This window comes from Streptomyces sp. NPDC047002 (assembly GCF_040704505.1).
GTDB lineage: Bacteria > Actinomycetota > Actinomycetes > Streptomycetales > Streptomycetaceae > Streptomyces.
In genome coordinates this window covers 17,426-41,617 of sequence record NZ_JBEYWC010000027.1, presented here as the reverse complement: position 1 = coordinate 41,617, position 24,192 = coordinate 17,426, and the positions used below count along the sequence as shown (strand labels likewise).

General features: G+C 71.6%; 12 protein-coding genes. 7 read left to right on the top strand and 5 right to left on the bottom strand.

The genetic code is table 11. The annotated features are described in order from the left end of the window. The first annotated feature begins 51 nt into the window (after window positions 1-51). Window positions 52-4,527 (top strand): BREX system serine/threonine kinase PglW, encoded by a 4,476-nt coding sequence (pglW, locus tag AB0910_RS23025; protein WP_366746505.1) that lies wholly within the window; start codon window positions 52-54, stop codon window positions 4,525-4,527. Window positions 4,528-4,571: 44 nt separating this feature from the next. On the opposite strand, the gene AB0910_RS23020 is transcribed toward pglW, so the two are convergent. Genes AB0910_RS23020 through AB0910_RS23010 form a run of 3 tightly spaced genes read right to left on the bottom strand, consistent with a single transcriptional unit; the run spans window position 4,572 to window position 7,932 of the window. Further along, complete coding sequence (locus AB0910_RS23020; protein ID WP_366746504.1) at window positions 4,572-6,026, bottom strand: hypothetical protein; 1,455 nt, start codon at window positions 6,024-6,026, stop codon at window positions 4,572-4,574. Next, entirely contained in the window at window positions 6,023-7,423 is a 1,401-nt protein-coding gene (locus tag AB0910_RS23015) for an AAA family ATPase (protein WP_366746503.1), read from the bottom strand. Before AB0910_RS23015 ends, AB0910_RS23020 begins: the two co-directional genes overlap by 4 nt. Beyond that, window positions 7,420-7,932 (bottom strand): hypothetical protein, encoded by a 513-nt coding sequence (locus AB0910_RS23010; RefSeq protein WP_366746502.1) that lies wholly within the window; start codon window positions 7,930-7,932, stop codon window positions 7,420-7,422. Before AB0910_RS23010 ends, AB0910_RS23015 begins: the two co-directional genes overlap by 4 nt. A 183-nt stretch (window positions 7,933-8,115) precedes the next feature. Between AB0910_RS23010 and pglX the strand changes: the two genes are divergently transcribed. Next, complete coding sequence (gene pglX, locus AB0910_RS23005) at window positions 8,116-11,826, top strand: BREX-2 system adenine-specific DNA-methyltransferase PglX (protein WP_366746553.1); 3,711 nt, start codon at window positions 8,116-8,118, stop codon at window positions 11,824-11,826. A 50-nt stretch (window positions 11,827-11,876) separates the two neighbouring features. Here pglX and AB0910_RS23000 read toward each other — a convergent pair whose 3' ends face one another. Together AB0910_RS23000 and AB0910_RS22995 are read right to left on the bottom strand one after the other, a co-directional pair. After that, window positions 11,877-12,068 (bottom strand): DUF397 domain-containing protein, encoded by a 192-nt coding sequence (locus AB0910_RS23000; protein ID WP_366746501.1) that lies wholly within the window; start codon window positions 12,066-12,068, stop codon window positions 11,877-11,879. Beyond that, the gene (locus tag AB0910_RS22995; RefSeq protein ID WP_366746500.1) at window positions 12,065-12,940 is read right to left on the bottom strand and encodes a helix-turn-helix transcriptional regulator; all 876 of its coding nucleotides are present in this window, start codon (window positions 12,938-12,940) and stop codon (window positions 12,065-12,067) included. Before AB0910_RS22995 ends, AB0910_RS23000 begins: the two co-directional genes overlap by 4 nt. A gap of 156 nt (window positions 12,941-13,096) precedes the next feature. Between AB0910_RS22995 and AB0910_RS22990 the strand changes: the two genes are divergently transcribed. The 5 genes from AB0910_RS22990 (at window position 13,097) to AB0910_RS22970 (ending at window position 23,964) form a co-directional block, all read left to right on the top strand. Next, a complete protein-coding gene (locus AB0910_RS22990; protein WP_366746499.1) occupies window positions 13,097-13,552 on the top strand; it encodes an ATP-binding protein in 456 nt (151 codons plus the stop codon). A gap of 170 nt (window positions 13,553-13,722) precedes the next feature. Next, window positions 13,723-17,688: a PglY protein gene (locus tag AB0910_RS22985; RefSeq protein WP_366746498.1), complete on the top strand. Its 3,966-nt coding sequence runs from the start codon at window positions 13,723-13,725 to the stop codon at window positions 17,686-17,688. Continuing rightward, window positions 17,688-20,516, top strand: coding sequence for a BREX-2 system phosphatase PglZ (gene pglZ, locus AB0910_RS22980; RefSeq protein ID WP_366746497.1), 2,829 nt, complete (start codon window positions 17,688-17,690; stop codon window positions 20,514-20,516). Before AB0910_RS22985 ends, pglZ begins: the two co-directional genes overlap by 1 nt. Then, window positions 20,513-21,844, top strand: a complete 1,332-nt coding sequence (gene brxD, locus AB0910_RS22975; protein ID WP_366746496.1) for a BREX system ATP-binding protein BrxD — start codon at window positions 20,513-20,515, stop codon at window positions 21,842-21,844. The genes pglZ and brxD overlap by 4 nt, the downstream gene beginning before the upstream one ends. Further along, the gene (locus AB0910_RS22970) at window positions 21,841-23,964 is read left to right on the top strand and encodes a DEAD/DEAH box helicase (RefSeq protein WP_366746495.1); all 2,124 of its coding nucleotides are present in this window, start codon (window positions 21,841-21,843) and stop codon (window positions 23,962-23,964) included. The genes brxD and AB0910_RS22970 overlap by 4 nt, the downstream gene beginning before the upstream one ends. The last annotated feature ends 228 nt before the right edge of the window (window positions 23,965-24,192 follow it).

Below are 24,192 nucleotides of genomic sequence, written 5' to 3'. Positions count from 1 at the left end.
CGGCCGCTCCCCCTCGCGATAGGCTCGACCAGGCACTTTTAGACGTGGTCCGTGAAGGAAGCCTGGGGAGGCCGGACGGTGACAGCTCAGTCAGGCACGTCGGCACCGAAGCCCGACGTACCCAAGCCGGGCCCGCCGCGCCCTGCCCGGCAGTGGTTCCAGGACCGTCCGTCGCCATACCCCTGGGAGCAGGACGCACTGGATCATGTGCGCGCGCTCATGCCGCAGGCCGACCCGTTCTGCGCCTGGGCCACGTTCTCCTTCACCGCGATGTCCGGCCGGGTCAACGAGTGCGATCTGCTGATCGCCGTCCCTGCCGGCCTCTTCCTCATCGAGGTCAAGGGGCATCCGGGGCGGCTCCGCAACACCGGGTCGACCTGGACCTTCCGGGGGCCCGACCGCGCGCGGACCATCAACAACCCCCTGCACCTGACCGACCTGAAGTCCAAGGAGCTGAAGAGCCAGCTCCAGTGGGCGGCCCGCAGGCTGGGCCTCTCCGAGCGAGTCGTCCCGCGGGTCGAACCGGCCGTGTTCCTCTCGTCACCCGACCTGGAAAGCCACCTGGACGAGGTCCAGCGGATCAAGGTCTACGGCCGTGACGACGGCGGCAGCGGCCTCAAGCGGATCTGGCAGGACTTCCTCGGTCTGCCCCCCGACCGTCCCGACCGGCGCATCACGCCGGAGTTCTCACGGCACACCCTCCCGCAGCTGCTCAAGGCAATCGGGATCCGCCAGTCCACGGCCCACCTCCGCTTCGGCGACGCCTGGAAGATGGAGTCGCATCCGCTGGACGCCGGACCGTCCTGGGAGGACCGCCTGGCCACCCGGGACGACGGCCTCGTCCAGGAGGAGGGCCGGGTCCGCATCTATCTGGTGAGCCAGATGGCGACGGAGGCGGCCCGCAGGGCCACTGAACGGGCCGCGCGCCGCGAGTACCAGGTGCTGCAGGGAATCACCCACCGCGGCATCGTGGACGCGCTCGACTACCGTGAGCACCAGGGCGGACCGGCGATCCTCTTCCGCCACCACCACGGGGATCTCCGCCTGGACCAGTACCTGGACACCTATGGCGGCAGGCTGACGCCCGAGGTCCGTCTCGACCTGGTCCGGCAGCTCGCGGAGGCGGTCCGCTACGCGCACAACCGCTCGCTCTACCACCGGGCACTCGCGGCCCGCTCCGTGTACGTGTCGTTCCGGTCCGACGGTACGGCTCCGGAGCTGCGGATCACCGACTGGCAGACGGCGGCGCGGGACTTCGACAGCAACGCCACGTTCTTCCGCTCCATCGGTGGTTCCGCCCTCGACGCCGCCCTGATCGAGGATGCGGCCCGGGTCTATCTGGCGCCCGAGTCGGACCAGCCGTACGCGGACCCGGCCGACCTGGACATCTTCGGCCTCGGTGCGGTCGCCTACCTGATCCTGACCGGCCGCCCGCCGGCCACCCAGCGCAGCGACCTCGCCGAACGTCTCCGCAGCGACGGCGGCCTGCGCCTGTTCGCGGTGACCGACGGCCTGCCCGACACGCTCGACGACCTGGTCTTCCGGGCGACCCGCGCCGATGTCAACGAACGGCTCGGCTCGGCCGAGGTGTTTCTGGACCTGCTGGATGAGGCGGAACGCGCCAGCATCCTCCCGGACACACCGGCGGCGGCCTGCGTCGACCCGCTCGAAGCGGCCCCCGGGCAGGCGCTCGACGCCGAGTGGACGGTACGCCGCGTCCTGGGCACAGGCGCCACAGCGCGTGCCCTGCTCGTGGAGCGGGCGACGGAGGACGAGGACGGCCGGACCCAGGTCGACGAGCACGTCTTCAAGGTCGCTCTCGACGAGGAGAAGGCGGGGCGGCTCCGCGCCGAGGAGCGGGCGCTGCGCAAGGTGGGTGGCGGCTCCGTCGTCCAGCTGCGCGGCGAGGGACTGCGGGAGCTCGGCGGGCGCACTGTCCTGGAGCTGGAGTACGCCGGCGCGCAGTCGCTCGGCGAGCGACTGCGCGGCAAGGGGCGGCTCACCTACCACGAGCTGGAGCGCTTTGCGGACGACCTGTTCCACGCCCTGGACCAGCTCGCCGCGCAGGGGGTGCGCCACCGCGACATCAAGCCGGACAACTTCGGCATCCAGCGCCGCAAGGACCGCACCTGGCAGCTCAAGCTGTTCGACTTCTCCCTGACGGACGCATCCGACCGGGACGTGAAGGCCGGCACGCGCGGCTATCTCGACCCGTTCCTCGGTTCGATGCGTCGCGCCCACTACGACGACCACGCGGAGCGGTACGCCGCCGCGGTCACCCTCCACGAGATGGCGAGCGGTGAGCGTCCGCTGTGGGGCGAGGGACAGCTCGACCCGCTGACCAACGATTCGGCCGAACTCCACGTCGCCACGGAACTGTTCGAGCCCGCGCTGCGCGAGGGGCTCACCTCGTTCTTCCAGCGGGCGCTGCACCGCGACACCGAACAGCGCTTCGACACGCTGCGGCAGATGTGGGACGTCTGGCGGGAGGTGTTCCGGGCCGCCGACGCGACCGCGCCCGCCACGACCCCCTCCACCGTGGGGGCTTCGTCCGACGACCCGGAGGAGGCCCGCGACCGGGCCGCCGCAGCGGCCGGCCTCACGACGCCGCTGGATGCCGCCGGCCTCTCGCCGCGTGCCGTGTCGGTCGCCGGCGGCCTGGGCGCGACGACGGTCGGGGAGCTGCTGGACATCCAGCCGTACGCCATCTCCAAGGCACGCGGCGCGGGTGCCCTGGTCCGCAAGGAACTCAACCGGCGCCGCAAGCAATGGGCGACAGCGCTGCGGCCGGCGACGCCTTGTGCGCACCCCGGGCAGGCGCCCGGCGCCGAGGCCCCGCCACCGTCCGGTCCCGGCTCCGACGAGGCCCGCATCCTGTCGATAGACGACATGGCGGCGCTCCTGGCCCCGGAGCCGGGCCGCAAGGGCTCCCACCGCGCTGACGTCGTACGCCTCACCCTGGGCCTGCCCCTGGACGACGGCGGGCTGTCCCCGCTCGGTGCGTGGCCCGTGCAGGCCCGCATCGCCGACCATCTGGGCATCAAGCAGACCTCCGTCTCCCGCCATCACCGGAACGAGATCAGGAGGTGGACCGAGGCCGACTGGCTGGCCCGGGTCCGCACCGAGCTGACGGAGATCGTCGAGGCCGTCGGCCGGGTAATGACCTCCGACGAGGCCGCGGCCGAACTCCGGGCCCGTCACGGCGCCGGGGCGGACACCCCTGCGCGGACGCTCGCCAGGGCCCTGGCCGTCGTGCGGGCCGCCGCCGACGCGGAGACCGCCGAACGTCAGGACGAGGACCCCGCCGGGCAGCACGAGCCCCGTTTCGCCGTGCACCGGCGCGGCGACACCGTCCTGCTCGCCGCCGAGTCCCTGCCGGGCGCCGACGACCCCAGCCCACGCGAGCTGGCGGACTACGCGGCGCTCCTCGGCCAGGCCGCCGAACGACTGGCCCGGCAGGACCCCCTGCCCGGCCGGGGCGAGGTCCTGCGTGTCCTGCGGTCCGTGCCCGCGCCCGACGGACTGGCCCCGCTCGCCGACACCCGCCTGGTGTCCCTGGCCGCCGCGACGGCCCCCGGCGTCGCGGCCACACCGCGGCTCGAACTGTATCCGCGTGACCTGAGCCTGGAACGTGCCGTGCGCATCTCCCAGGCGGGCGCGGGCGTCCGCCGCGACCGGGGGATCAGCGTCGCCGAGCTGGTGGCCCGCCTGCGTGCCCGTTTCCCGGGTCTGGACCGGGTGTCGGGCCGGGTGTCGGGCCGGGAGCCCACCCATGTGGAACTGCTGGACGCCCTCGAAGGCGCGCGGTTCGACCTCGTCTACGACGACGAAGCGGAGAAGTTCTTCCCCAGGGCGCCCGAGTCGAGGGGGCCGTGGAACTCCACCGGCGCCCTCACCAGCTACCAGCCGCCCACCCCCGTCACCCGGGCGGACCGGGAGGACCCGCACGGCCCGCTGCGGGAGCGGCTGGCCGCTGTGGCGGAGCGCGGCGGGTTCCTCGCCCTCACGGTGAAGCCGAACGCGTTCGCGGGAGCGGCGGAGACGGTGGCGGCCGCTTTTCGGGTCGAGGCCGTCGACCTGTCGGACGTGTTCCTCACCGCCTTCCGTGCTCTGGCCGCGGAGAAGGGCCAGGACTGGCAGAAGGTCCTGCGCGCCGACAGTCTCTCCACTCCCGGCAGCGTCAAGCCGGGGTTGGCGTCCTTCGTCCGGGTGGTGTGGCAGCGCGTGGAGGTGGCGGTGCTCGCCCGCGCCGACGCGCCACGCACCGTGCTGTTCCTGCACGACGCCGGCCTGGTCGCCCGGTACTGGGACGTGGGTGGCCACGCCTTCCTCGTCCGGCTCCAGAACGCGGCCCGCCGCCCGGCGGACGCGCCGCACGGCCTGTGGCTGCTGTGCACGGTCGAGACGCGCGCCGAGGAGCCGAAGCTGGACGGCCGGACGGTGGAGGTGATCGGCGGAGACGGGGAACGGGCGCATCTGGACCAGGAGTTCCTGGACACACTGCGGGTGCCGGCCGGCAGGGGCTGAGTGCCTGCACGGCTGTGCCGGCCGGCGCCGCCGGCCTCGACGGTTCAGGTCCTCCGGGGCACCCCGCCCTTGCGGCCGATGTTGAATGCCAGCCGGTACACGTCGGGGAGGTCCAGCGCGCCGCTGGTGCGTCGGGTCAGGACACCGAGGTCCACCAGTTCCTCGATCAGCGCCAGGGGGTCCCCGGCGTCACGGGGACCGCTGCTTTCGCCGTCGTCCTCCCGCATCCGGTGCAGGGCTTCGGCGAGTCCGCCCTCCTCCCAGCACTGGCGGACGTACGAGGGCTCCATCGGTACCTGCCCGCCCTCAAGCCGCTCTATGGCGGCGGCGGCCCAGGCGATGTCCTCCGTCAGCTCCTCCACCCGGACCCGCGACGCCTCGTGGAGGCTCTCCCGGAGCGCCTCGTAGTGCAGCGGGTGGGGGTGTCCGGCGTACCGCTCCGTCGTCAGGGCCGCGGCCGAGCGCAGGGCGAGCAGCCAGGTCCTCGGGCTCACCCGGCCCTTGCCGTCCTGGAGGTGGTTCGGAACCCAGGTGAAGGTGTGGCCCTTGCGCCGGTCGGTGCCCATGTACGGGCCGGCCATCGAGACGAAGACCTTCTCCTGGCACTTCTCGTCCGCGATCACGTCGACCGGCGCGATGAACCGCCCTTCGCCCTCGGGCCGCCACGCGCCGTACTGGGCGCGGAACTTCTCCGCCTCGGGGCTCGGACCGTTGCCCAGCCGGTGGAAGAGCAGCCCGTAGAGGTTCTCCCGGCTCCACTCCAGGTCGGCCGCGTTCGCCCCGAGCTTGGACGCGTCGGCGAACCTCTTGGGTGCGCTGTCGTACATGTCCGGACGGACGAAGATCTTCGCGCGCAGCGCCCCCGTGGTCAGCCGCAGCTCCAGTGCCACCTGGAACAGCGCCGACACCAGCCGGTCGGCGGTCGTCCGGTCCCCGTGGAGATGTTCCAGGGCATCGAAGAGCAGCACGCGGGTCTCGCCGCTGTCCCGGGCCTCCCGGTCGGCCCTGTGGAGAGCGTCCTCGTACGCGTCCTCGTTCTCCCCGGCCCACCGGACCCGGTCGGCCCAGTCCGGGATGCTCGCGATCTCGGGTACACCGAGCGCCACCATCACGACCGCGTACCAGAAGCATTCGTAGACGGCGGGACCGGTCACCTCGCGCAGCAGCCGGGCGATCCTGCGCTTGCTCGGGTACGGCGTGTCGCTGCCGCCGCCCGTGGTGAAGCCGGTGGTGACTTCGACCCGCCGCAGGCGGGGCATCATGTACGACCGGGCGGCCACCTCCCGCAGCTCGGGGTCGGTCAGCGCCTTCGCCCAGTACGTCTTGCCGGTGCCGCGTGCACCGCGGACCACGGTCACGTCCGGGTCGAGCGCGAGGCGGTGGCTGGACGGAGTGAACAGCCGCCGCAGGTCGGGGTTGTCCGTGTCCGCGTCGAGCGCGACACCGAGGGCCCTGGTGATCAGGGTGCGGTACTCGTCGGTGGTCGGGGCGGCGGTCATGAGGACTCCGGGGCGGGGTGCGGGTGCGGCAGCAGACGCTCCACCGTAGTCGTGAAGGTCCGGTACGCGGCCTCGACGAACGGCAGCTCGGTCCAGTCCCGGCTGCGCAGGGGATCCAACCCCACCAGGTCGTTGCCGAAGAGGATGGGGACGGGGGCGTGCGGCGCGTCGTCGTCCTCCAGCGGAGGGTGGTACGGCTCTTCGCTCTCGTCGTCCGTGCCGTCTTCCTCCGTGTCGAGCTGGTCGTAGAGTGTGTCGGCGAACAGCTCCTGGGCACGGTCGCGCAGGGCGGGCAGCCGCTTCGCGTCCCCGGCGGAGTGGAACATGGCCGCCACGATCCGCAGCCGCTCCCGCAGCTCCCGGGCCAGGGCGGGACGCCGCTGCCACTGCCTGAACAGCATCCGGTAGCCCTCCCAGGTGGAGGGGTTGTCCACCGCGAACAGCAGGGCGAGCCCGCTGAGATGGGTCAGGGTGACCGCCGCGATGTCGTGCATGCCGGCCCGGCTGTCCAGCAGGACGACGTCCGGTGCCCGCGACAACCCGGTCACCTGGTCCTCGCAGGCGGCGATGGCCTGCTCCAGCCGTGCGGCGAAGGGCCTCTCGCCGTCTCCGGGGTCGAGCCCGGCGAGGTCGCTGTAGATGCGGTTCAGCTTGGCGAGGTAGTCGTACTGCTCGCCCTCCAGAGGCGAGCCGCCCGCAGGCGCGAGCCACACCTCTCCGTTCCCCTTGACCGGCAGCGCGGTGCTCCGCGCCACCAGCTCCAGCCCGTCGGCGTTGCCGACTCCGGCCTCCACGAGGTGGTCGACGAGGCCGTGCCGGGGAATCCCGGCGGGGTCCTCCAGCAGGTGGGAGATGCCCGGGGACTCCAGGTCGAGGTCGACCACGAGCACGCAGCGGCCCGTTCCTGCCAGGTACCTGGCAAGGACGGCGGTGGCGGTGGTGCGCCCGACCCCGCCCTTGAAGCCGTACAGCGCCACCCGCCGGTCCCGGCGCCCCGCGGCCCCGTCGGACGGGACGGGGCCGCTGCGGGCCCAGTCGGTGCCGATGACGGTCCGCTCCAGGATGTGCACGCTGCCCGTTCCTGAGCCCTGCCGAGGGCTGACCGGCACGCGGTCGTCGGCGTCGAAGTACAGCTCGGCTGCGAACAGCTTGTCGGCGAAGAGGACCGGTTCGAGCCCGGTGAAGGGCCGGGTGGCGGCGCTGAACGCGTCCCTGAGCGTCACCACGGCCGGGTCGTCGTGGGCGAGCGGACTCTGCCGGTCGTCCAGCAGCAGACAGGCGCGGCCGAGCACGTCACGGGTGACGACGACGTCCGTGCCGAACCGGGCGGCGGCCTGCTGCGCATGGGCGAGGGCGGCCTGCCAGGCGGTGTCGAACCGCACGGGGGACGGGCTCATGTGCGGGTCCTCGTCCCCAGGATGCTCGCCTGCTCGTGGGCGGCGATGAGGTCGTACGCGGCCTTCAGGTGCCGGTCGATGACGGCGTCGGTGAGGGCGGTGCCGTCGCAGTAGCGGTCTCCGACGTCCCATCCGGCGAACGGGTTGTTCCAGATGAGCTGGGTGAACAACGCTCCCGCCCCGCCCCCTCGGCGGCGGTGGGCGACGGCGGTGAGGTGTTCCCACAGTTCGGGCAGGTGCCCGTGTTCCTGTGGTTTCCTCGTCCGGTTGCCCGGGGCGCCCTTCACGGTGGCCACTTCGGCGTTCTCCAGACGATTCCGGGTGTTGAGCCGGGAACCCAGGAAGTCGGCCAGGATCGCCTTGATGCCGCACTCCGCCGCAAGACCGGCCAGGTGGTCGGCAGATGTCCGCAGGCCCCTCTCGGCGGCCAGCGCGGCCGCGCGGTAGTGATTCCTGCTCGCCGCCGCGAACGCGGGCGGCGGGGGCGCGGGAGATGTCGAGGCCGTCACGACGATCACTTTAACGAGCCGGGCAGGACCGCTGCGGGGCTTTTCTCACTCCGCGAGGGCCCTGGGCCGCCGTGCGGCGGCCCAGGTGCGGCAGGATGGGAGGTCCGGTCCGCGGCTGACGCGGTGGGGCGCTGACGCGGTGCAGGGAGAAGGAAGCGAAGAGTGACGGTGACGACTACGGGCATGGACAAGGCGGCCCTGCTCAAGGACCTGAAGAAGCTGGTCGTCGGCCTGGAGGACGATCTGCGGTCGCGCAGCGAGTCCGAGGAGGAGTTCCGCATCCGTCTGGACCGTGAGTGGCGCGAGGCGAAGGAGGCCCGGCGCACCGCCCTGTCCTACCCCGCCTGGCGCGACGAGCGCGTCACGCAGGCCGCCGTGGCGTGGGTGCTGGGCTGCGTCTTCGTCCGCTTCTGCGAGGACAACGGCCTGATCGACGAGCCGTACCTGGCCGGCCCCGGTGAGCGTCTCGCCGAGGCGGAGGCCCGGCACGAGGCCCACTTCCGCACTTCCCCGCACCACAACAACCGCGACTGGCTCATCGAGGCGTTCCGTCACCTGGCGAGCACCAACGAGACGGCCGCCGGCCTCTTCGACGAACGCCACAACCCGTTGTGGGGCCTGACTCCCGGCTACGAGACGGCGACGGAACTGCTGATGTTCTGGCGCCGCTGGGGCGCGGACGGCGCGATCCGCTACGACTTCACCGACCCCGAGTGGGACACCCGCTTCCTCGGTGACCTCTACCAGGAGCTGAGCGAACACGCCCGCAAGACGTACGCACTGCTCCAGACCCCCGAGTTCGTCGAGGAGTTCATCCTCGACCTGACCCTGGAACCGGCGGTCGCCGACGACGGGCAGGGCTTCGGTCTCAACCCCGCCTGGACCGGTCCCGACGGCCGCGAACACCGCGGCCTGCGCACCATCGACCCGGCGTGCGGCTCGGGACACTTCCTGCTGGGCATTTTCCACCGCCTCCTGGACAAGTGGCGCCGGGCGGAACCCGGTACGGACACCTGGACGCTGGTACGCCGCGTCCTGGAGTCCGTCCACGGCTGCGACAAGAACCCCTTCGCCGCGAGCATCGCCCGCTTCCGCCTCCTCGTCGCCGCGATGCGCGCGGCGGGCGCCCGACGGCTTGCGGACGCGCCGCCGTTCCCGATCAACGTGGCCGTGGGCGACTCGCTGCTGCACGGCCGGGACGCGGCCGGCATCCAGACCGACCTGGACACGCTGTTCGCGGAGTCGGTCGTGGGGCGCGAGGAGGGGGAGGCGTACGCGTACACCACGGAGGACGTGTGGGAGTACGCGAAAAGGGTCGACCTACTGGGGCGCGGGTCGTATCACGTGGTGGTGGGGAATCCGCCGTACATCACGGTGAAGGACGAGCAGGAGAACAAGAACTACCGGAAGGCGCACGACGCGTGTGCTGGTAAGTACGCTCTCTCGGTGCCGTTCGCCCAGCGCATGTTCGAGCTCGCGGTGAGAGGGCCCGGCGGGCGGCTGGGCGGGGGCGGGTTCGTGGGACAGATCACGGCGAACTCCTTCATGAAGCGGGAGTTCGGCAAGAAGCTGATCGAGGTCGTCTTCCGGAACCAGGTCGAGCTGTCCCATGTCATCGACACCTCGGGGGCCTACATCCCGGGACACGGTACGCCGACGGTGATTCTGGTGGGGCGCAACCGCATTCCCAGCCCGGAGCGGACGCTGCGTGCGGTGCTGGGCGTGCGGGGCGAGCCCGCGCAGCCCGAGGACGCGTCGCAGGGGGCCGTGTGGCGGGCGATCGTCGAGCAGGTGGGCAAGCCGGGGAGCGAGTCGGAGTGGGTTTCGGTGGAGGATGCGGCGGCGGCTGTGTTCGCTGGTCATCCTTGGTCGGTGAGTGGTGGTGGTGCCGGGGCACTCGTGGAGTTCCTGGCAGCTCATGGGACTGTGATGGAGAGGCGCATCTCGAAGCCGATCGGCCGTGCCATCCGGGCAGGAGCCGATGAGGCGTACATGCGGCCGTTGCGTTCGACCTACAGGCCGCGTGCCGACAAGCGTGCGCTGCGACCACTGATGGTCGGGGAGATCGTCCGGGACTGGCGAGCCGCCCCTGACGTCGCGATCTGGAACCCCGACTCGAAGGCGGTTAATGAAGAAGGACTCGGCGAGGAACTGTGGCCGTGGCGGACGACGCTGGCCGCTCGCCGGACCTTCCAAGGGACCATGGCGGCGGCGGGACTTGAGTGGTGGGACTACATGCAGTACACGTCCTCGGCCTATTCGACACCGCTGTCCATCACTTTCGCGTTCGTGGCCACGCACAACCACTTCGTGCTGGACCGGGGCGGGAAGGTGTTCAACCGTTCCGCCCCCGTGATCAAGCTGCCCGAGGGGGCCGGGGAGGACGAGCACCTGGAGTTGTTGGGGGTGCTCAACTCCTCGGTGGCTTGTTTCTGGTTGAAGCAGGTCAGCCATGACAAGGGGAGCCAGGGTGTCAACGAGGGCTTCAAGTCCCAGGAATGGGAACGCTTCTACGAGTTCACCGGCACCAAGCTGCAAGAGTTTCCCCTCCCGCCCAAGCTCCCGCTCCACCTCGGCCGGGTCCTCGACGCCCAGGCGCAGAAGCTCGCCGGGTTCGAGCCCTCGGCCGTGGCCGCCACTGCCGTTCCCACACGGCAAGCTTTGGACGACGCGGAAGCCGCACGCGCCGAGGCCCGTCGCCGCATGGTCGCCCTGCAAGAGGAGCTGGACTGGCAGGTCTACGGCCTCTACGGGCTGCTCAGTGACCGCGAGGTCGCCCGGACCGTGACCCCGGCGCCCGATCCCGAGACCATTCCCGAGGTCAAGCTCGGCGAGCGTGCCTTCGAGATCGTCCTCGCGCGCAAGGTCGAGGCCGGGGAGGCGGAGACCGCCTGGTTCACGCGCCACGGCTCGACCCCCGTCACCGAGATCCCCGCCCACTGGCCCGACTGGTACCGCGACATCGTGCAGGCGCGCATCGACCTGATCACCAGCCGCAAGGACATCGCCCTCATCGAGCGCCCCGAGTGCAAGCGCCGTTGGGCCGCCGACCCGTGGGAGAAGAAGGAGCGCACCGCTCTCCGTACGTGGCTGCTGGACCGCTGCGAGGACGAGGACCTGTGGTTCGAGGTGCGTGACGGGCTGCGCCGACCCCGTACCCTCACCGTCAACAACCTCGCCGACCGGCTCGGTTCCGACCCCGACTTCACGGCCGTCGCCGCGCTCTACGCAGCCGACCACCTGAGGAAGCCGGACCTCCCGCTCGCGCAGGTCCTCAACGAGATCATCGCCGACGAGCACGTCCCCTACCTTGCCGCCATGCGCTACAAGGACTCCGGACTGCGCACCCGCCGTGAGTGGGAGCGGGTCTGGGAGAAGCAGCGCGAGGAGGACCGTACGGGCGCGCGGCTCGCCATCGACCCGCCCACGAAGTACAAGTCCTCGGACTTCCTGCGGCCGTCCTACTGGTCCCACCGTGGCAAGCTCGACGTCCCCAAGGAACGGTTCATCTCCTACCCGGAGGCGGGCCCGGACAGCGACTCCACGCTGATGCTCGGCTGGGCCGGCTGGGACCACAGGGACCAGGCGCTGGCCCTCACCCAGCTCGTCGACACGCGGGTCAAGGGCGACGCCTGGGGTGCGGAGCGCCTCGTCCCGCTGCTCGCCGGGCTGCACGAGGCCATGCCGTGGGTGCGCCAGTGGCACAGCGCGTACGACGACGAGTGGGAGGGCTCACCGGCCGAGGACCTGGAAGCGGAGTTCCAGCGCTACCTGCGCACCCACGGGGTCAGCGAGGCCGAGATGAGGGACTGGCGCCCGGTACGCAGGACCCGTGGACGGAAGCCTGCCCAGCGCAGGGAGACGCCCGAGGAATCCGCGCCGGACGACGAGTAGAGCCGGCGCGGACAGCGGCCCTGCGCTCTCCCCACTCGTCAGTGGGACGCTCAGCGATCGTGGTCGGAAGCGTGCGCGGCGAACGCTGACCAGGCGGCGGGGGAGACCGCAAGCGGCGTGATCCGGGTGTCCTTCGAGTCCCGTACGTGCACAGCCCGGGGGGTCACGGCGACTTCGACGCAGTTGTCCCCGCCGCCGCCGCTGTAGCTGCTCTTGAACCAGTTCAGTTCGGTGGTGCTCATAGCGCTCCTCGGATCTGCTCCAGCAGGCCCACGGAGGCCGTCCGGCTGAGAGCCTGCGAGCGCATCTTTCCATAGCGCTGGAGCATCGCACTGACCGATTTCGGGTCGGTGATCAGGACGCCGGTCTCCTGGGCTTCGGTGTATCCCACCCACTTGTTGTCCGGCGTCTCGGCCAGGTACTTCGGGCCTTCGAACCCCGAGTGGTCCTCCTGGCGCAGCGGCACGATCAAGATCTCGACGTTGCGGCGACGGCCCTGCTCCAACAAGTTGTCGATCAGGGCCCGTGTCACGGTCGGTCCGCCCATCCGGCGCTCCAGCAAAGCCTGTTCGAGCATGAAAGAGAACGACGTATTGGGGCGCTCGTGCAGGAGCCGCTGCCGTGCCAGACGAGCTGTGACCTGCTGTTCGAACTGTTCCTCGGCCAGCGGTGGCAATCTGCGCTCGAAGACCTCCCTGATGTAGGGCTCGGGTTGCAACAAGCCGGGGATCACGCGGCACTCATAGCTGTACACCGACACCGCCTCCTCCTCGATCTCCGCCCACTGCCGGAACCAGGAGGCAAGCCCAGCCCTCCGCGTCAGACTCCGCGCCGCGGCGGCCAGCACCTTGGCCGCACCGGCGCCCAGCGCCGGCTCGGCCCGCTCGGGCAGGTCTCCCGGAGGGAACCGCTTGCCCTGCTCGATCTTGGCGATGTAGTGCGCGGAGTACTGCACCCGCTGCGCGAACTCCTCCTGGGTGAGGCGGGCCTCCTCCCGCAGGGCCTTCAGGACCGCCCCGAAGGTCTTGAGGCTGTCGGACAGGTCGTGCTCCCGGTGGGAGCCGCCCGTACCGGCGCCTCCCCCCGCGCCTCCGCTGCCGTTCCCCGTCGTCATGCAGCCCGCCTCCCGCGCCTCGTCGCACCCACCGAACCCGCCGACCCATGGTCACGTACGGTGACCCGCCCAGTCCAGCGGGTGAACCAGTACAGCGGTATCTGTACCAGCGTCGGTCCTGTTCGGCGGGGCCACGGCGGCGCGACGGTGAACCCCATGCCGACGCAACAACCCCAAGACGCCGTCACCGTACGTGCCTTCACCCAGCGCCTGTCCGCGACCCGTCGCGGTGCCCGCCTCGCCCGCAGGCTCGCCGCGCACCAGCTCGACGCCTGGGGCGTGCCGCACGGCACCCCGGTTTCCGACACCGCCGTACTGATCGTCGCGGAGCTGAGCGCCAACGCCGTACTCCATGGACGTGTACCGGGGCGCGACTTCGCGCTGCGCCTGGTCCACACGCCTGCCGCCGGGCTCCTGCGCGTCGAGGTGTCCGACACCCACCCCGCCCTGCCCGCACGGTTGCTCCCGACCGCTGACGCCGACGGCGGCCGGGGGCTGCTGCTGGTCGAGGCCCTGGCCTGCCGCTGGGGCGTGACCGAGCGCATCGGTCCCGGCAAGACCGTGTGGGCGGAGCTGGAGCTCCGTCCGGAGACGGCCGGACACCCCGGGTAGCCGGGGCGGGCGGTCGGCGCCGCGCTCGTCACGCGCCGTGAGGCTCCGGTCCCGAAGCGGTGGCGCTCTCTCTTCCGCTGTCGGACTCACCTGGCAAGATGGACGTCGCGCCAACGCCAGGGGGGCGCTGTCCGGGCCGGCCGCCAGCACAGTGAGGGAATGATCGCCTGATGTCGACCACAGAGCTGTTCCTTCGGGACGTCATCGACATCAAGGAGGACGTCCACGCGGGCGATTTCAAGGTCGACCTCTCCCAGGGCTTCCACGAGGCCGACGAGCGGGTGGCCGAGTACGTCGTCACCGAGCAGCTGCGGAAGGCGTTCCGCAAGGCGCTCGGCCTGGTCGCGAAGGCCGTTCGTACGGGGGACTCGCACGCCGCCTACCTGCACGGCTCCTTCGGTGCCGGTAAGAGCCACTTCCTGACCGTGCTGCACGCCGTGCTGAACGGCCATGAGGGGGCGCTGGAGAAGCCGGGGCTGAAGGAGGTCGTCGCCGAGCACCGGGACTGGCTGGGCAGCAGCCGGTTCCTGATGGTGCCGTACCACCTGGTCGGGTCGACCGACCTGGACTCGGCACTGCTCGGCGGGTACGCCCACACCGTGCGGGAGCTGCACCCGGAGGCGGCGGCCCCCGCCGTCTACCGGTCGGACGCCCTGCTCGCCGACGCGGACCGGCAGCGGACGTTCCTCGGCGACGACGACAAGTTCCGGCAGTGGCTCGGATCCGGGGCGACGGCCACCTCCGGCGACGCGGTCGAGGACGAGGACGACCTGCCGGGCATCGACGGGGAAGCCGGCCCGCCGGGTGCGGGCGGCTGGAGCACCGCCGAGCTGGACCGTGCCTTCGCCGCGCCGCCCGGCAGCGAGGAGCGGGAGCGGCTGGTGTCGGCGCTGCTGACCGGGCCCATGGCCGCGTACACGCAGGCCGCCCGCGGTGACGCACAGTCCTTCATCCCGCTGGAGAACGGCCTCAAGGTCGTCTCCCGCCACGCGCAGTCGCTCGGGTACGACGGCGTCGTCCTCTTCCTCGACGAGCTGATTCTGTGGCTCCAGGCCCACATGGGCGACCAGGACTTCGTCCGCGACCAGGTGCAGCGGCTGGTCAAGCTGATCGAGTCCGCCGACAGCGGCCGGCCCGTGCCGATCGTCTCCTTCGTCTCCCGCCAGCGCGACCTGTCCCAGTTGATCGGCTCCGACGTCGCGGGCGCCGACGTGCAGAACCTGGAACAGCAGATCGACTACCTCGCCGGCCGGATCGATGTCGTGGAGCTGGAGGACAGCAACCTCGTCGAGATCATCAAGCACCGTGTGCTCGCGCCCCGTCCGGGCATGGAGCAGGCGCGCGACGACGCGTTCAAGCTCGTGGAGTCCTCGCGGGACGAGGTGCGGCAGGTGCTGCTCGACGCGCAGGGGCGTACGGAGGCGAGCTGGGACGACTTCCGCACCCTGTATCCGCTGTCCCCTGCGCTGCTCAACGTGCTGGTCGACCTGTCCGGCGCGCTGCAGCGCGAGCGGACCGGCCTCAAGCTGGTGCAGGAGCTGCTGCGGCGCCACCGCGACGACCTGCGGCTCGGCCAGCTCGTGCCGATCGGCGATCTGTGGGACGTGATCGCCGAACGGACCGGTGAGGCGTTCACCGCGAAACTCCGCAAGGAGTCGGAGACCGCGCACCGCTTCCACGCCCGCCTCCGCGAGCACCTGCTGACGAAGTACGGCTCGGCGGACGACAAGCGCTTCCAGACCGACGAGCGCCTGGTCAAGACGCTGCTACTGGCCTCCCTCGCCCCGAACGTGCCGGCCCTGACCCGGCTCACCGGCGGTCGGCTCGCCGCGCTGAACCACGGCACGATCAGGACCCGGGTGGGCGACGCGGGAGCCGTCGCCGTGAAGCGGCTGCAGGAGCTGCAGGCCGAGGGCTTCGACGGCGAGCTGCGCAGCGAGGGCGACCCCGCCGACCCGGTCTTCCACCTGCACCTGTCCGACCTGGACGTCGAGCCCTTGCTGGAGGAGGTGCAGGGCGTCGCCGACCAGGACGGCTACCGCCGCCAGTGGATCAAGGACCAGCTGTGGGCGGCGCTGGGCATCCCCGACGCCCAGGCGTTCGTGTGCGAGCGGACGGTCGTCTGGCGCGGTACCAGGCGCACCGTCGAGTTCGTCTTCGGCAACGTCCGCGACCCGCACCTGCCGGACGCCGAGTTCGCGCCGCAGACCGAGGGCAACATCCGCTTCGTCTTCGACTATCCCTTCGACGACCACGGCCGCTCACCGATGGACGACGTGCAGCGGGTGGAGCGGATGAAACGCGCCGGGAGGACGGCGCCGACGATCGTCTGGCTGCCGCACTTCCTGTCCGAGCAGAAGGCCCGCAGCCTCGGCCGCCTCCTCAAGATCAACTACCTGCTGGAGCGCGACCGGCTCGACGACCACACCGCGACCCGCCCCGCCGAGGAGCGCGTCCAGATCCGCAACCAGCTCAAGGCGTCGCGCGACAGCCTGACCGCTCAGCTCGCCGACGCGCTGCTCCAGCTCTACGGCATCAACCGGGCCGATCCCGGAACCGCCGGCGCCGAGGTCCCCGAGGGCCACCACCTGATCTCCCTCCAGCCGGGCTTCACCCGCACCCGGCCAGAACCGGCGGTCGGCTTCGAGGAGAACCTCCTCCTGCTCGCCGACGGACTGCTCGGGGCCCGCCACCCCAAGCACCCCGACTTCGACCCGCGGCTCACCCGCAAGGCCGTCACCACCCGCGAGCTGAAGACCACGCTCGAATGGATCACCAGGGCGATGGAGGACGGCTCCCGGCGCGTCGTGGTCGACAGCCAGCAGATCCCGGTGGTCCGCCGGATCGTGCACGCCCTCCAGCTCGGCGAGGTCCACGACGGACCCCTCAACGTCACCACCGACTGGCGCCTGCGCATCAACAAGAAGGCCGCCGAGACCCCCGACGCCGGCCCGGAACTGTCCGTGGACGACATCCGCCGCTGGATCGAGGAGCTCGGCTACACCGGCCTCGACCGCCACGTCAGCAACCTCGTCATCGCCACGTACGCCCTGCTCGACGACCGTACCTGGGTCTACCAGACCTCGCCCCTGCCCAAGGCGCCGGAGCTGGAGCGGATCGGCCCCGGATACGGGCTGCGGGCCGTGGAACTCCCCACCGAGGACGAGTTCCACACGGCGCTCGGCCGCGCCGGGACGATCTTCGGCAGGACCGTCTCCCGGGTCCTGTTCGCCCGCAATGTCGCCCGGCTCGCCGAAGGCGTGCGCGCGGTCGCGGAGGAGCACCGCGTGGCCCTCGGCGAGGTGCGGACCCTCCTGACACGGCACGCCGCCCCCCTCGGGCTGACCGGGGCCGACGGTGCAGACGCGCCCCGCCTGAAGTCCACCAAGGCCGCCGCCGACCTCGTCGCCCGGCTGCTGCGCGCCACCGAACCGGCCGCGTGTGTGCGGGAGCTGGCCGCCGCCGCGTACGACGTGACCGACGAGGAGATCGCGGGCGCCCTGCGGCACGCACCGGAAGTAGCGGCCGCGCTGCGCGGCACCGACTGGTCGCTGGTGGACACCGTCCGCCGTGACCTCGTCGGACGCGAGGACGGCGTGGGCGAGCGAGCGGCCAGGTTCCTGGCCGAGGTGCACCGCGCCGCCCGCGACCACGAGCAGGCCGTCTCACTGGTGCCCGTGCTGGACCGGCTTCCGGACACCGTGGTGGCGTTGCTGCGCGAAGCCACCCGCCTCGCCCAGACGGCCCAGCCCAGCGTTCCGGCCGTGCCGGCCCCACCGGAGCCGACCGCCGAGGACGTCGACCTCAGCGACCACGGCAAGCCCTCCGTTCCCTCGGTGCCCGCGCCGGGCAAGCCCTCCACGCCGGGCCACGCCTCCCACGGCCAGGGCGGCACACAGACCGCCGTTCCGGGAGAGACCGGTCGCAGGCAGGCCGTCCACCTCGTTGAGCCCACTCGGCTGGAGGCGACGCTGGCCGCCACGGTCGCCGGGATCGACGCCGAGATCCGCGCCTACCTCACCGCCCATCCCGGCACCCGTATCCAGGTCTCCTGGCAGCCGGTCGCCGACGCCGGGGCCGGAACAGAAGGCTCCACCGGGCCCGCGGCGGAACCGGGCGAAGGGACCGTCGGCTGATGGCCCCGACCGTGCCGCGGGTGGGCCGCCGTACCGTCGAGGCTCTGCTCGCCGCGAACGCCAAGGACCTGGGCGAGCACAGCCTCGTGCTCGTCCACGGCCAGTACGCGTCGGGCGCGTCTCCCCGTTTCACCGTCCTCCTCGGCGGCGAGACGCGGCGCGTCCACGTACGGGACGAAGCCTCCGTCCTCGGCGTCGTTGCCGCCCTGCGCGAGCACCGGAACGCCGCCGCTTCCTCTGACGTGCTCGTGGTGACGACGGGCGTCGACGACGAGCAACTCGGCTGGGACGTACGCGGCAGGGCCGTACGGCGCAAGACCCTCACCGTCGAGAACGCCGAGGTGGTCCTCCAGCGCTTCGGCGCCACCGGCCTGGACCCGCGCATGTACCGCGAGCGGTGGCTGCTGGAAGCCCTGGTCGAAGCGGAGCCCGCTGAAGAGGGCTGGCCGCGGATCGGCGGAGTGCTGACCCGGGACGCGGCACTGCGCGCCCTCGCGGCCGAACGGCTCGGCCTGCGCGCGGCGCACGCCGCCTCCGGCCACGACGGTCAGGTCACCATCGACGCCGATACGCTGCTCGCCTGGTCACGCACACCCGCCGGACCTGGGCGGTTCGCCGAACTGGGAGCCACCGAGCGCGCCGAACTGAAGAAGTGGCTCGCGGAGGTCGCCGGACCGGCCGTACCCGTCCTGCTGTCCCTCGCCGAAGCCGGACTCGGCCACGACGCCCTGCCGCTCGGACTGCTCGGTGCCGCCCTGCGGGACCCCGCCGCCCAGCCCGACACGGTGCTCGCCCTCGGCGGACTGTTCGGGCAGGTCATGCCGCGGCGGTCGGAACTCGCCGTGTTCACCGACGCCGTGGAAGGAACCCTCACCCGCTGGATCGCTGATGCCCGCACCAGCGACGACGCCCGTCTGCGCGTCGAGGCGGTACTGGACGGGGCCGACGAACTGGCCGACAAGGCAGGTCTCACTCTCGGCCTCACCGCGAGCCGGTTCCTCCCCTCCAGCTTCACCGCGCAACTGCGCCGGACCGTCGCGGAGGCCCACCGCTCCCCGGTCGCCGGCGAGGCCGCGCTGGCCGACCTGCTCGGCCACGCCCTGGCCGGCCTCCGCCCGGACCAGGTCCAGGCCGCCGAGACGGCCGTACGGGTGGCGCGCTGGCTCAGCGGCCCCGAGCCCGCCGTCACCAGTGTGGCCGCCGCCGTACGGGCCCACGTCTCCGACTGGGGCTGGGTGGACCGGGCACTCACCGTCCTGTGGGCAGGCGACCCCGACGGCGACCTGGAGACCGGCCGGGACCTGCGGGCCCTCTACGAACAGGCACGTGAGCGCCGGCAGCCTCTCGATCGGGAGTTCGCCCGGAAACTCGCAGCCTGGGCCGCGCACGCCACCGCCCAGCACGCCGAGGGCTGCCTCGTCGTCGAGAACGTGCTGGACACCGTCGTCCGTCCACTGGCAGGCCAGGCCGCTCCGCTCCTCCTCGTCCTCGACGGCATGAGCAGCGCGGTCGCCGCCCAGCTCGGCGAGGAGGCGGAACGCGACGGCTGGCGCGAGATCGTGCCGCGGCCGGAGCCCGGACAGGCTCCGGCACGGCTCGCCGCCGTCTCCATGCTGCCCTCCGTCACCCGCGTCAGCCGCGCCTCCCTGCTTGCGGGCGAGGCAGCCGGCGGTGGTCAGTCGACCGAGACCACCGCTTTCACCGCCTTCTGGAAGCGGCGGCGCAAGGCGGCGGCCCTCTTCCACAAGGCCGCCATCGGTGGGGAGGCGGGCCACGCGCTCTCGCACGGACTCATGACCGCCCTCGCTTCGGACGCCGTGGTGGGCGTGGTGCTCAACACCATCGACGAGGCGCTGGACAACGGCCGTCATGGCCGCGGCACCACCTGGTCGCTGGCCGACATCACGCACCTGCGGGAACTGCTCGCCGCCGCCCGCAGCTACGGCCGCCCGGTCGTCCTCGTCGCCGACCACGGACACGTCCTGGAGCGCGGCAGCCGATCCGACGCCCCGACCGCTGCCGCCGAGGGCGCGGAGTCCGCCCGTTGGCGCACTGGTGACTCCGCGCGCGAAGGGGAGACCACCGTCCACGGCCCGCGGGTGCGCGAGGGCGGGGGAGCGGTGATCCTGCCGTGGCGCGAGGACATCCGTTACACCGGGCGGCGCGCCGGCTACCACGGCGGAGCGTCCCTGGCCGAAGTCACCGTACCGGTGCTCGTCCTGCTGCCTGCCGGTGAGGAGGCCCCGAGGGAGTGGGTACCGCTGCCGCGCGAGCTGTCCACCCCGGGCTGGTGGCGGACGCACGTCACCGGTGACGTGCCGAAGACCGCGCCCCCTTCCGCCGCCCAGCCGGGGGCGCTCTCGCCCGCGCGGCGCCCGACGCCCTCCGAGAGCGCGTCGGCCACCGAGGCACGGCCGTCCGCCCGCACAGCAGCCGGACCGCCAGTCGCCGAATCGCTGGGCAGCACGGTGGTGAGCAGCGAGGTCTACGCGGCCCAGAAGGAGTACGTCCGCAAAGCGCCCGAGGCGAAGGTGGTGGCGACGGTCATCGACGCACTCGTCACAGCGGGTGGGACGATGTCCCCGGCCGCTCTCGCCGCGGCGGTCTCCGCGACCGGACGGGTACGCCGCAACGTCGAGGGATTCGTCGCCACGGTGCAGCGGCTGCTGAACGTCGAGGGATATCCCGTCCTCGGCTTCGTCGACGGCGGGCACGCGGTCAAACTCGACGTACCGCTCCTGCGCGAGCAGTTCCTGCCGAAGCCGAAGGACGACGAAGCGGACGGACAGACGGACGAGCCGGCGAGCCGGGAGGAGGAGAAGGCGTGACCGACCCTGCCTCCGTGAGCGCGGTCCGGCGCCGCGAGGTCGTCGACGCCCTGCGGCGCGGCACCGTTCCCCAGTCCGGTCTCGACCTGTTCGCGGTCGGACTGGACCGGTTCGAGGCGGCCCTGGACGACGACCTGGCCACCGTCGCCCGCGGTGGTGCCGCCTTCCACGCCGTCCGCGGCGACTACGGCTCCGGCAAGACCTTCTTCGCCCGCTGGCTGTCCGAGCGCGCCAAACGCGCCGGGCTCGCCACCGCCGAGGTGCAGATCTCCGAGAGCGAGACACCCCTGCACCGGCTGGAGACCGTCTACCGCCGGCTTACCGAGCGCCTGGCCACCGCCACCCACCAGCCCAGCGCACTGCGTGCGGTCGTCGACTCGTGGTTCTACACCCTGGAGGAGGAGGTCCTCGACGGCTCGGAGATCGACGAGGACGACGAGGAAGCCCTCGTCACGGCCGTGGACACGCTGATGGAACGCCGGCTGGCCGATGTCGCCCGCACCACGCCCGCGTTCGCAGCCGCCCTGCGCGGCTACCGCCGTGCCGTCGCCGCCGGGGACGGCGCCACGGCGGAAGCCTTGATCGCCTGGCTCGGCGGCCAGAAGTCCGTGGCCGCCTCCGCCCGCCGGACCGCGGGAGTGCGCGGAGATCTCGACCACTTCGCCGCGCTCGGCTTCCTTCAAGGACTCCTGACCGTGCTGCGCGACTGCGGCCACCCGGGACTGCTCCTCGTCCTCGACGAGACGGAGACCCTGCAACGCGTCCGCGGCGATGTCCGGGAAAAGGGCCTCAACGCACTGCGCCAGCTTCTCGACGAGATCGACGCCGGGCGCTTCCCCGGCCTCTTCCTCGTCATCACTGGGACCCCTGCGTTCTACGACGGCCGGCAGGGCGTCCAACGGCTCCCGCCCCTGGCCCAGCGGCTCGCCACCGACTTCACCACCGACGCCCGCTTCGACTCGCCCCGCGCCGTCCAGCTCCGCCTGCCGGGCTTCGACCTGCCGCGCCTGGGCGAACTCGGCCGGAAGGTGAGAGATCTCTACTCGGGAGCAGCCCGCCACCCCGAGCGGGTCACCGCACGGGTCGACGACACCTACGTGGGCGATCTCGCCACCGCCGTCACCGGACATCTGGGCGGCAACGTCGGCATCGCACCCCGCGTCTTCCTGCGCAAGCTCGTCGCCGATGTCCTCGACCGCGTCGATGAGTTCCAGGACTTCGACCCGCGCAAGCACTACCGGCTGACCGTTGTGGCGGACGAGTTGACGGACACCGAACGCAACGCAGCCGCCGACCGGGCGAACGACGTCGAACTGGACCTTCCGTGACGACCCCCGACAGCCTTGAACCGGCGCTGGTCCACCACATCGTAAACACCCTGGGCTGGAAGGGCCTGCGCCCACTCCAGAAGGCCGCCGTCGTCCCGCTGACAGCAGGAGACGACGCCCTTCTGCTGGCACCGACGGCCGGCGGCAAGACCGAAGCCGCCTGCTTCCCGCTGCTGTCCCGGATGCACGCCCAGGGATGGTCCGGCACCTCGGTGCTGTACGTGTGTCCGCTCAAGGCGCTGCTGAACAACCTGTCGCCGCGGGTGGAAACCTACGCCGCCTGGCTCGGCCGGTCTGCGGCCCTGTGGCACGGCGACACACCGGCCGGCGCCCGGCGGCGCATCCTCGCCTCCCGGCCCGACGTGCTGCTCACCACCCCGGAATCGCTGGAAGCCATGCTGGTCAGCGCCAACGTCGACCACGCGTCCTTCTTTTCCGGCCTGCGGGCCGTGGTCGTCGACGAGATCCACGCCTTCGCCGGCGATGACCGGGGCTGGCACCTGCTCGCCGTACTGGAGCGCCTGCAGCGCGTCGTAGGCCGCTCCATGCAGCGCATCGGTCTCTCCGCAACCGTCGGTAACCCGGAAGCCCTGCTCACCTGGCTCCAGGGATCCGGAGCAGGCCGGCGCCCCGGACGCGTGGTCGCGCCCCACCTGGCCGGGGCACAGCCGACGTCGGCCTCCGTACCGCCGGGTGACATCCAGCTCGACTACGTCGGCTCGCTCGACAACGCAGCCACCGTCATCAGTGCCCTCCACCGGGGGGAGAAGCGGCTCGTCTTCTGCGAGTCGCGGCGCGCGGTCGAGGAACTGGGCGCTAAGCTGCGGGCCAAGGGGGTGACCACGTTCCTCTCGCACGCCTCCCTCTCCCTCGACGAACGCAGACGCGCGGAAACCGCGTTCGCCGAGGCCCGCGACTGCGTGATCATCGCCACGAGCACCCTGGAACTGGGCATCGACGTCGGCGATCTGGACCGGGTCGTCCAGATCGACGCGCCCACCTCGGTCGCCTCCTTCCTGCAGCGCCTGGGCCGCACCGGACGCCGCCCCGGCACGACCAGGAACTGCCTCTTCCTCACCCTCGACCAAGGCAAGCTCCTGGCTGCCGCGGGACTGTTGCTTCAGTGGTCACGCGGTTGGGTCGAACCGGTCACAGCGCCGCCCGAGCCCAGGCACATCGTCGCCCAGCAGCTGCTTGCCCTCTGTCTACAAGAACACCGCGTCGGAGACCGGCTCTGGCAGGAATGGTGGGGCGGCCTGGGACCGTTCGGAGGGGCGGCTGAGCCGATCGTCCACCACCTGGTGGAGGAGGGCTATCTGGACCAGGACGGCGGCATGCTGTTCATCGGACCCGAAGCCGAACGGCGTTTCGGCCACCGCCACTTCATGAACCTCACCGCGGTCTTCACCGCACCCCCGCAGTTCACTGTCCTCCAGGGCCGCACTGAGATCGGCCGCACCGACCCCGCCTTGCTCACTGAGCGGGTCGCCGGTCCGCGCAGGCTCCTCCTGGCCGGCCGCAGCTGGCAGGTCACCTACATCGACTGGCACCGCAAACGCTGCTTCGTCGAGCCGGTGGACGGCGGCGGAAAAGCCAAGTGGACCGGCACAGGTTTCGGGCAGGGCACCTCCTTCGAGGTCACCCGCGCTGTACGCGAGGTGCTGCTCGGCACGGACCCTCCCGTCACCCTGACCCAACGCGCCACCACGACGCTCAAGGAGGCACGTGAGGTCTTCCTGGAGAAGGTTCACCCGGGCGGCACATTGATCGTGCGCGACGAATCGGGGCAACTCTGTTGGTGGACCTGGGCAGGCTACCGGGCGAACGCGACGCTGGCTGCCACGCTGGAGGGGATCGTGGTGCCGGCTCAGCGCATCAACGATCACTGGATTCGTCTGCGCGAGGACCTCACGCCGCCAGTGTGGAAGGAAGCCCTGAGCGAGGCTCCCGACCGGCTCTGTCTTCCTGCAGTCGACGAACGGGCGGTGCGAGGGCTGAAGTTCGGGGGCGCGCTGCCACCACGCCTGGCGGAGGCGACGCTGTCGGCCCGACTGGCGGACCTGACCGCCGCTACGGCAGTACTTGCTGAACCCGTACGGTATATCGCCGCATATAAGTGATGCGGTTCATGCCTTTTCGAATGATCACAACGTGCGCTGCCACCGGACCATTACGCCAGAGAACGGCGACGGACAGTTCCTGCAGGCGTTCGCGGAACTCGCGGCAGGAGGGGAGGGAACGGACTTGCGCGGCTCCGCTGTGTGGAACTCCTTGAGGCGATTCAGGGCCCGAGCCAGAGCTGATGCTGCCCTCCAGGAGTTCGGCGCCGTAGTTCGCGGCGTCCAACA

What these genes read in the sequence shown, in the direction of transcription:
- AB0910_RS23015 (WP_366746503.1), bottom strand. Translation starts at nt 7,423, where the DNA reads ATGAGCCCGTCCCCCGTGCGGTTCGACACCGCCTGGCAGGCCGCCCTC.
- AB0910_RS22995 (WP_366746500.1), bottom strand. Translation starts at nt 12,940, where the DNA reads ATGACGACGGGGAACGGCAGCGGAGGCGCGGGGGGAGGCGCCGGTACG.
- AB0910_RS22990 (WP_366746499.1), top strand. Translation starts at nt 13,097, where the DNA reads ATGCCGACGCAACAACCCCAAGACGCCGTCACCGTACGTGCCTTCACC.
- AB0910_RS23000 (WP_366746501.1), bottom strand. Translation starts at nt 12,068, where the DNA reads ATGAGCACCACCGAACTGAACTGGTTCAAGAGCAGCTACAGCGGCGGC.
- AB0910_RS22985 (WP_366746498.1), top strand. Translation starts at nt 13,723, where the DNA reads ATGTCGACCACAGAGCTGTTCCTTCGGGACGTCATCGACATCAAGGAG.
- pglZ (WP_366746497.1), top strand. Translation starts at nt 17,688, where the DNA reads ATGGCCCCGACCGTGCCGCGGGTGGGCCGCCGTACCGTCGAGGCTCTG.
- pglX (WP_366746553.1), top strand. Translation starts at nt 8,116, where the DNA reads ATGGACAAGGCGGCCCTGCTCAAGGACCTGAAGAAGCTGGTCGTCGGC.
- AB0910_RS23020 (WP_366746504.1), bottom strand. Translation starts at nt 6,026, where the DNA reads ATGACCGCCGCCCCGACCACCGACGAGTACCGCACCCTGATCACCAGG.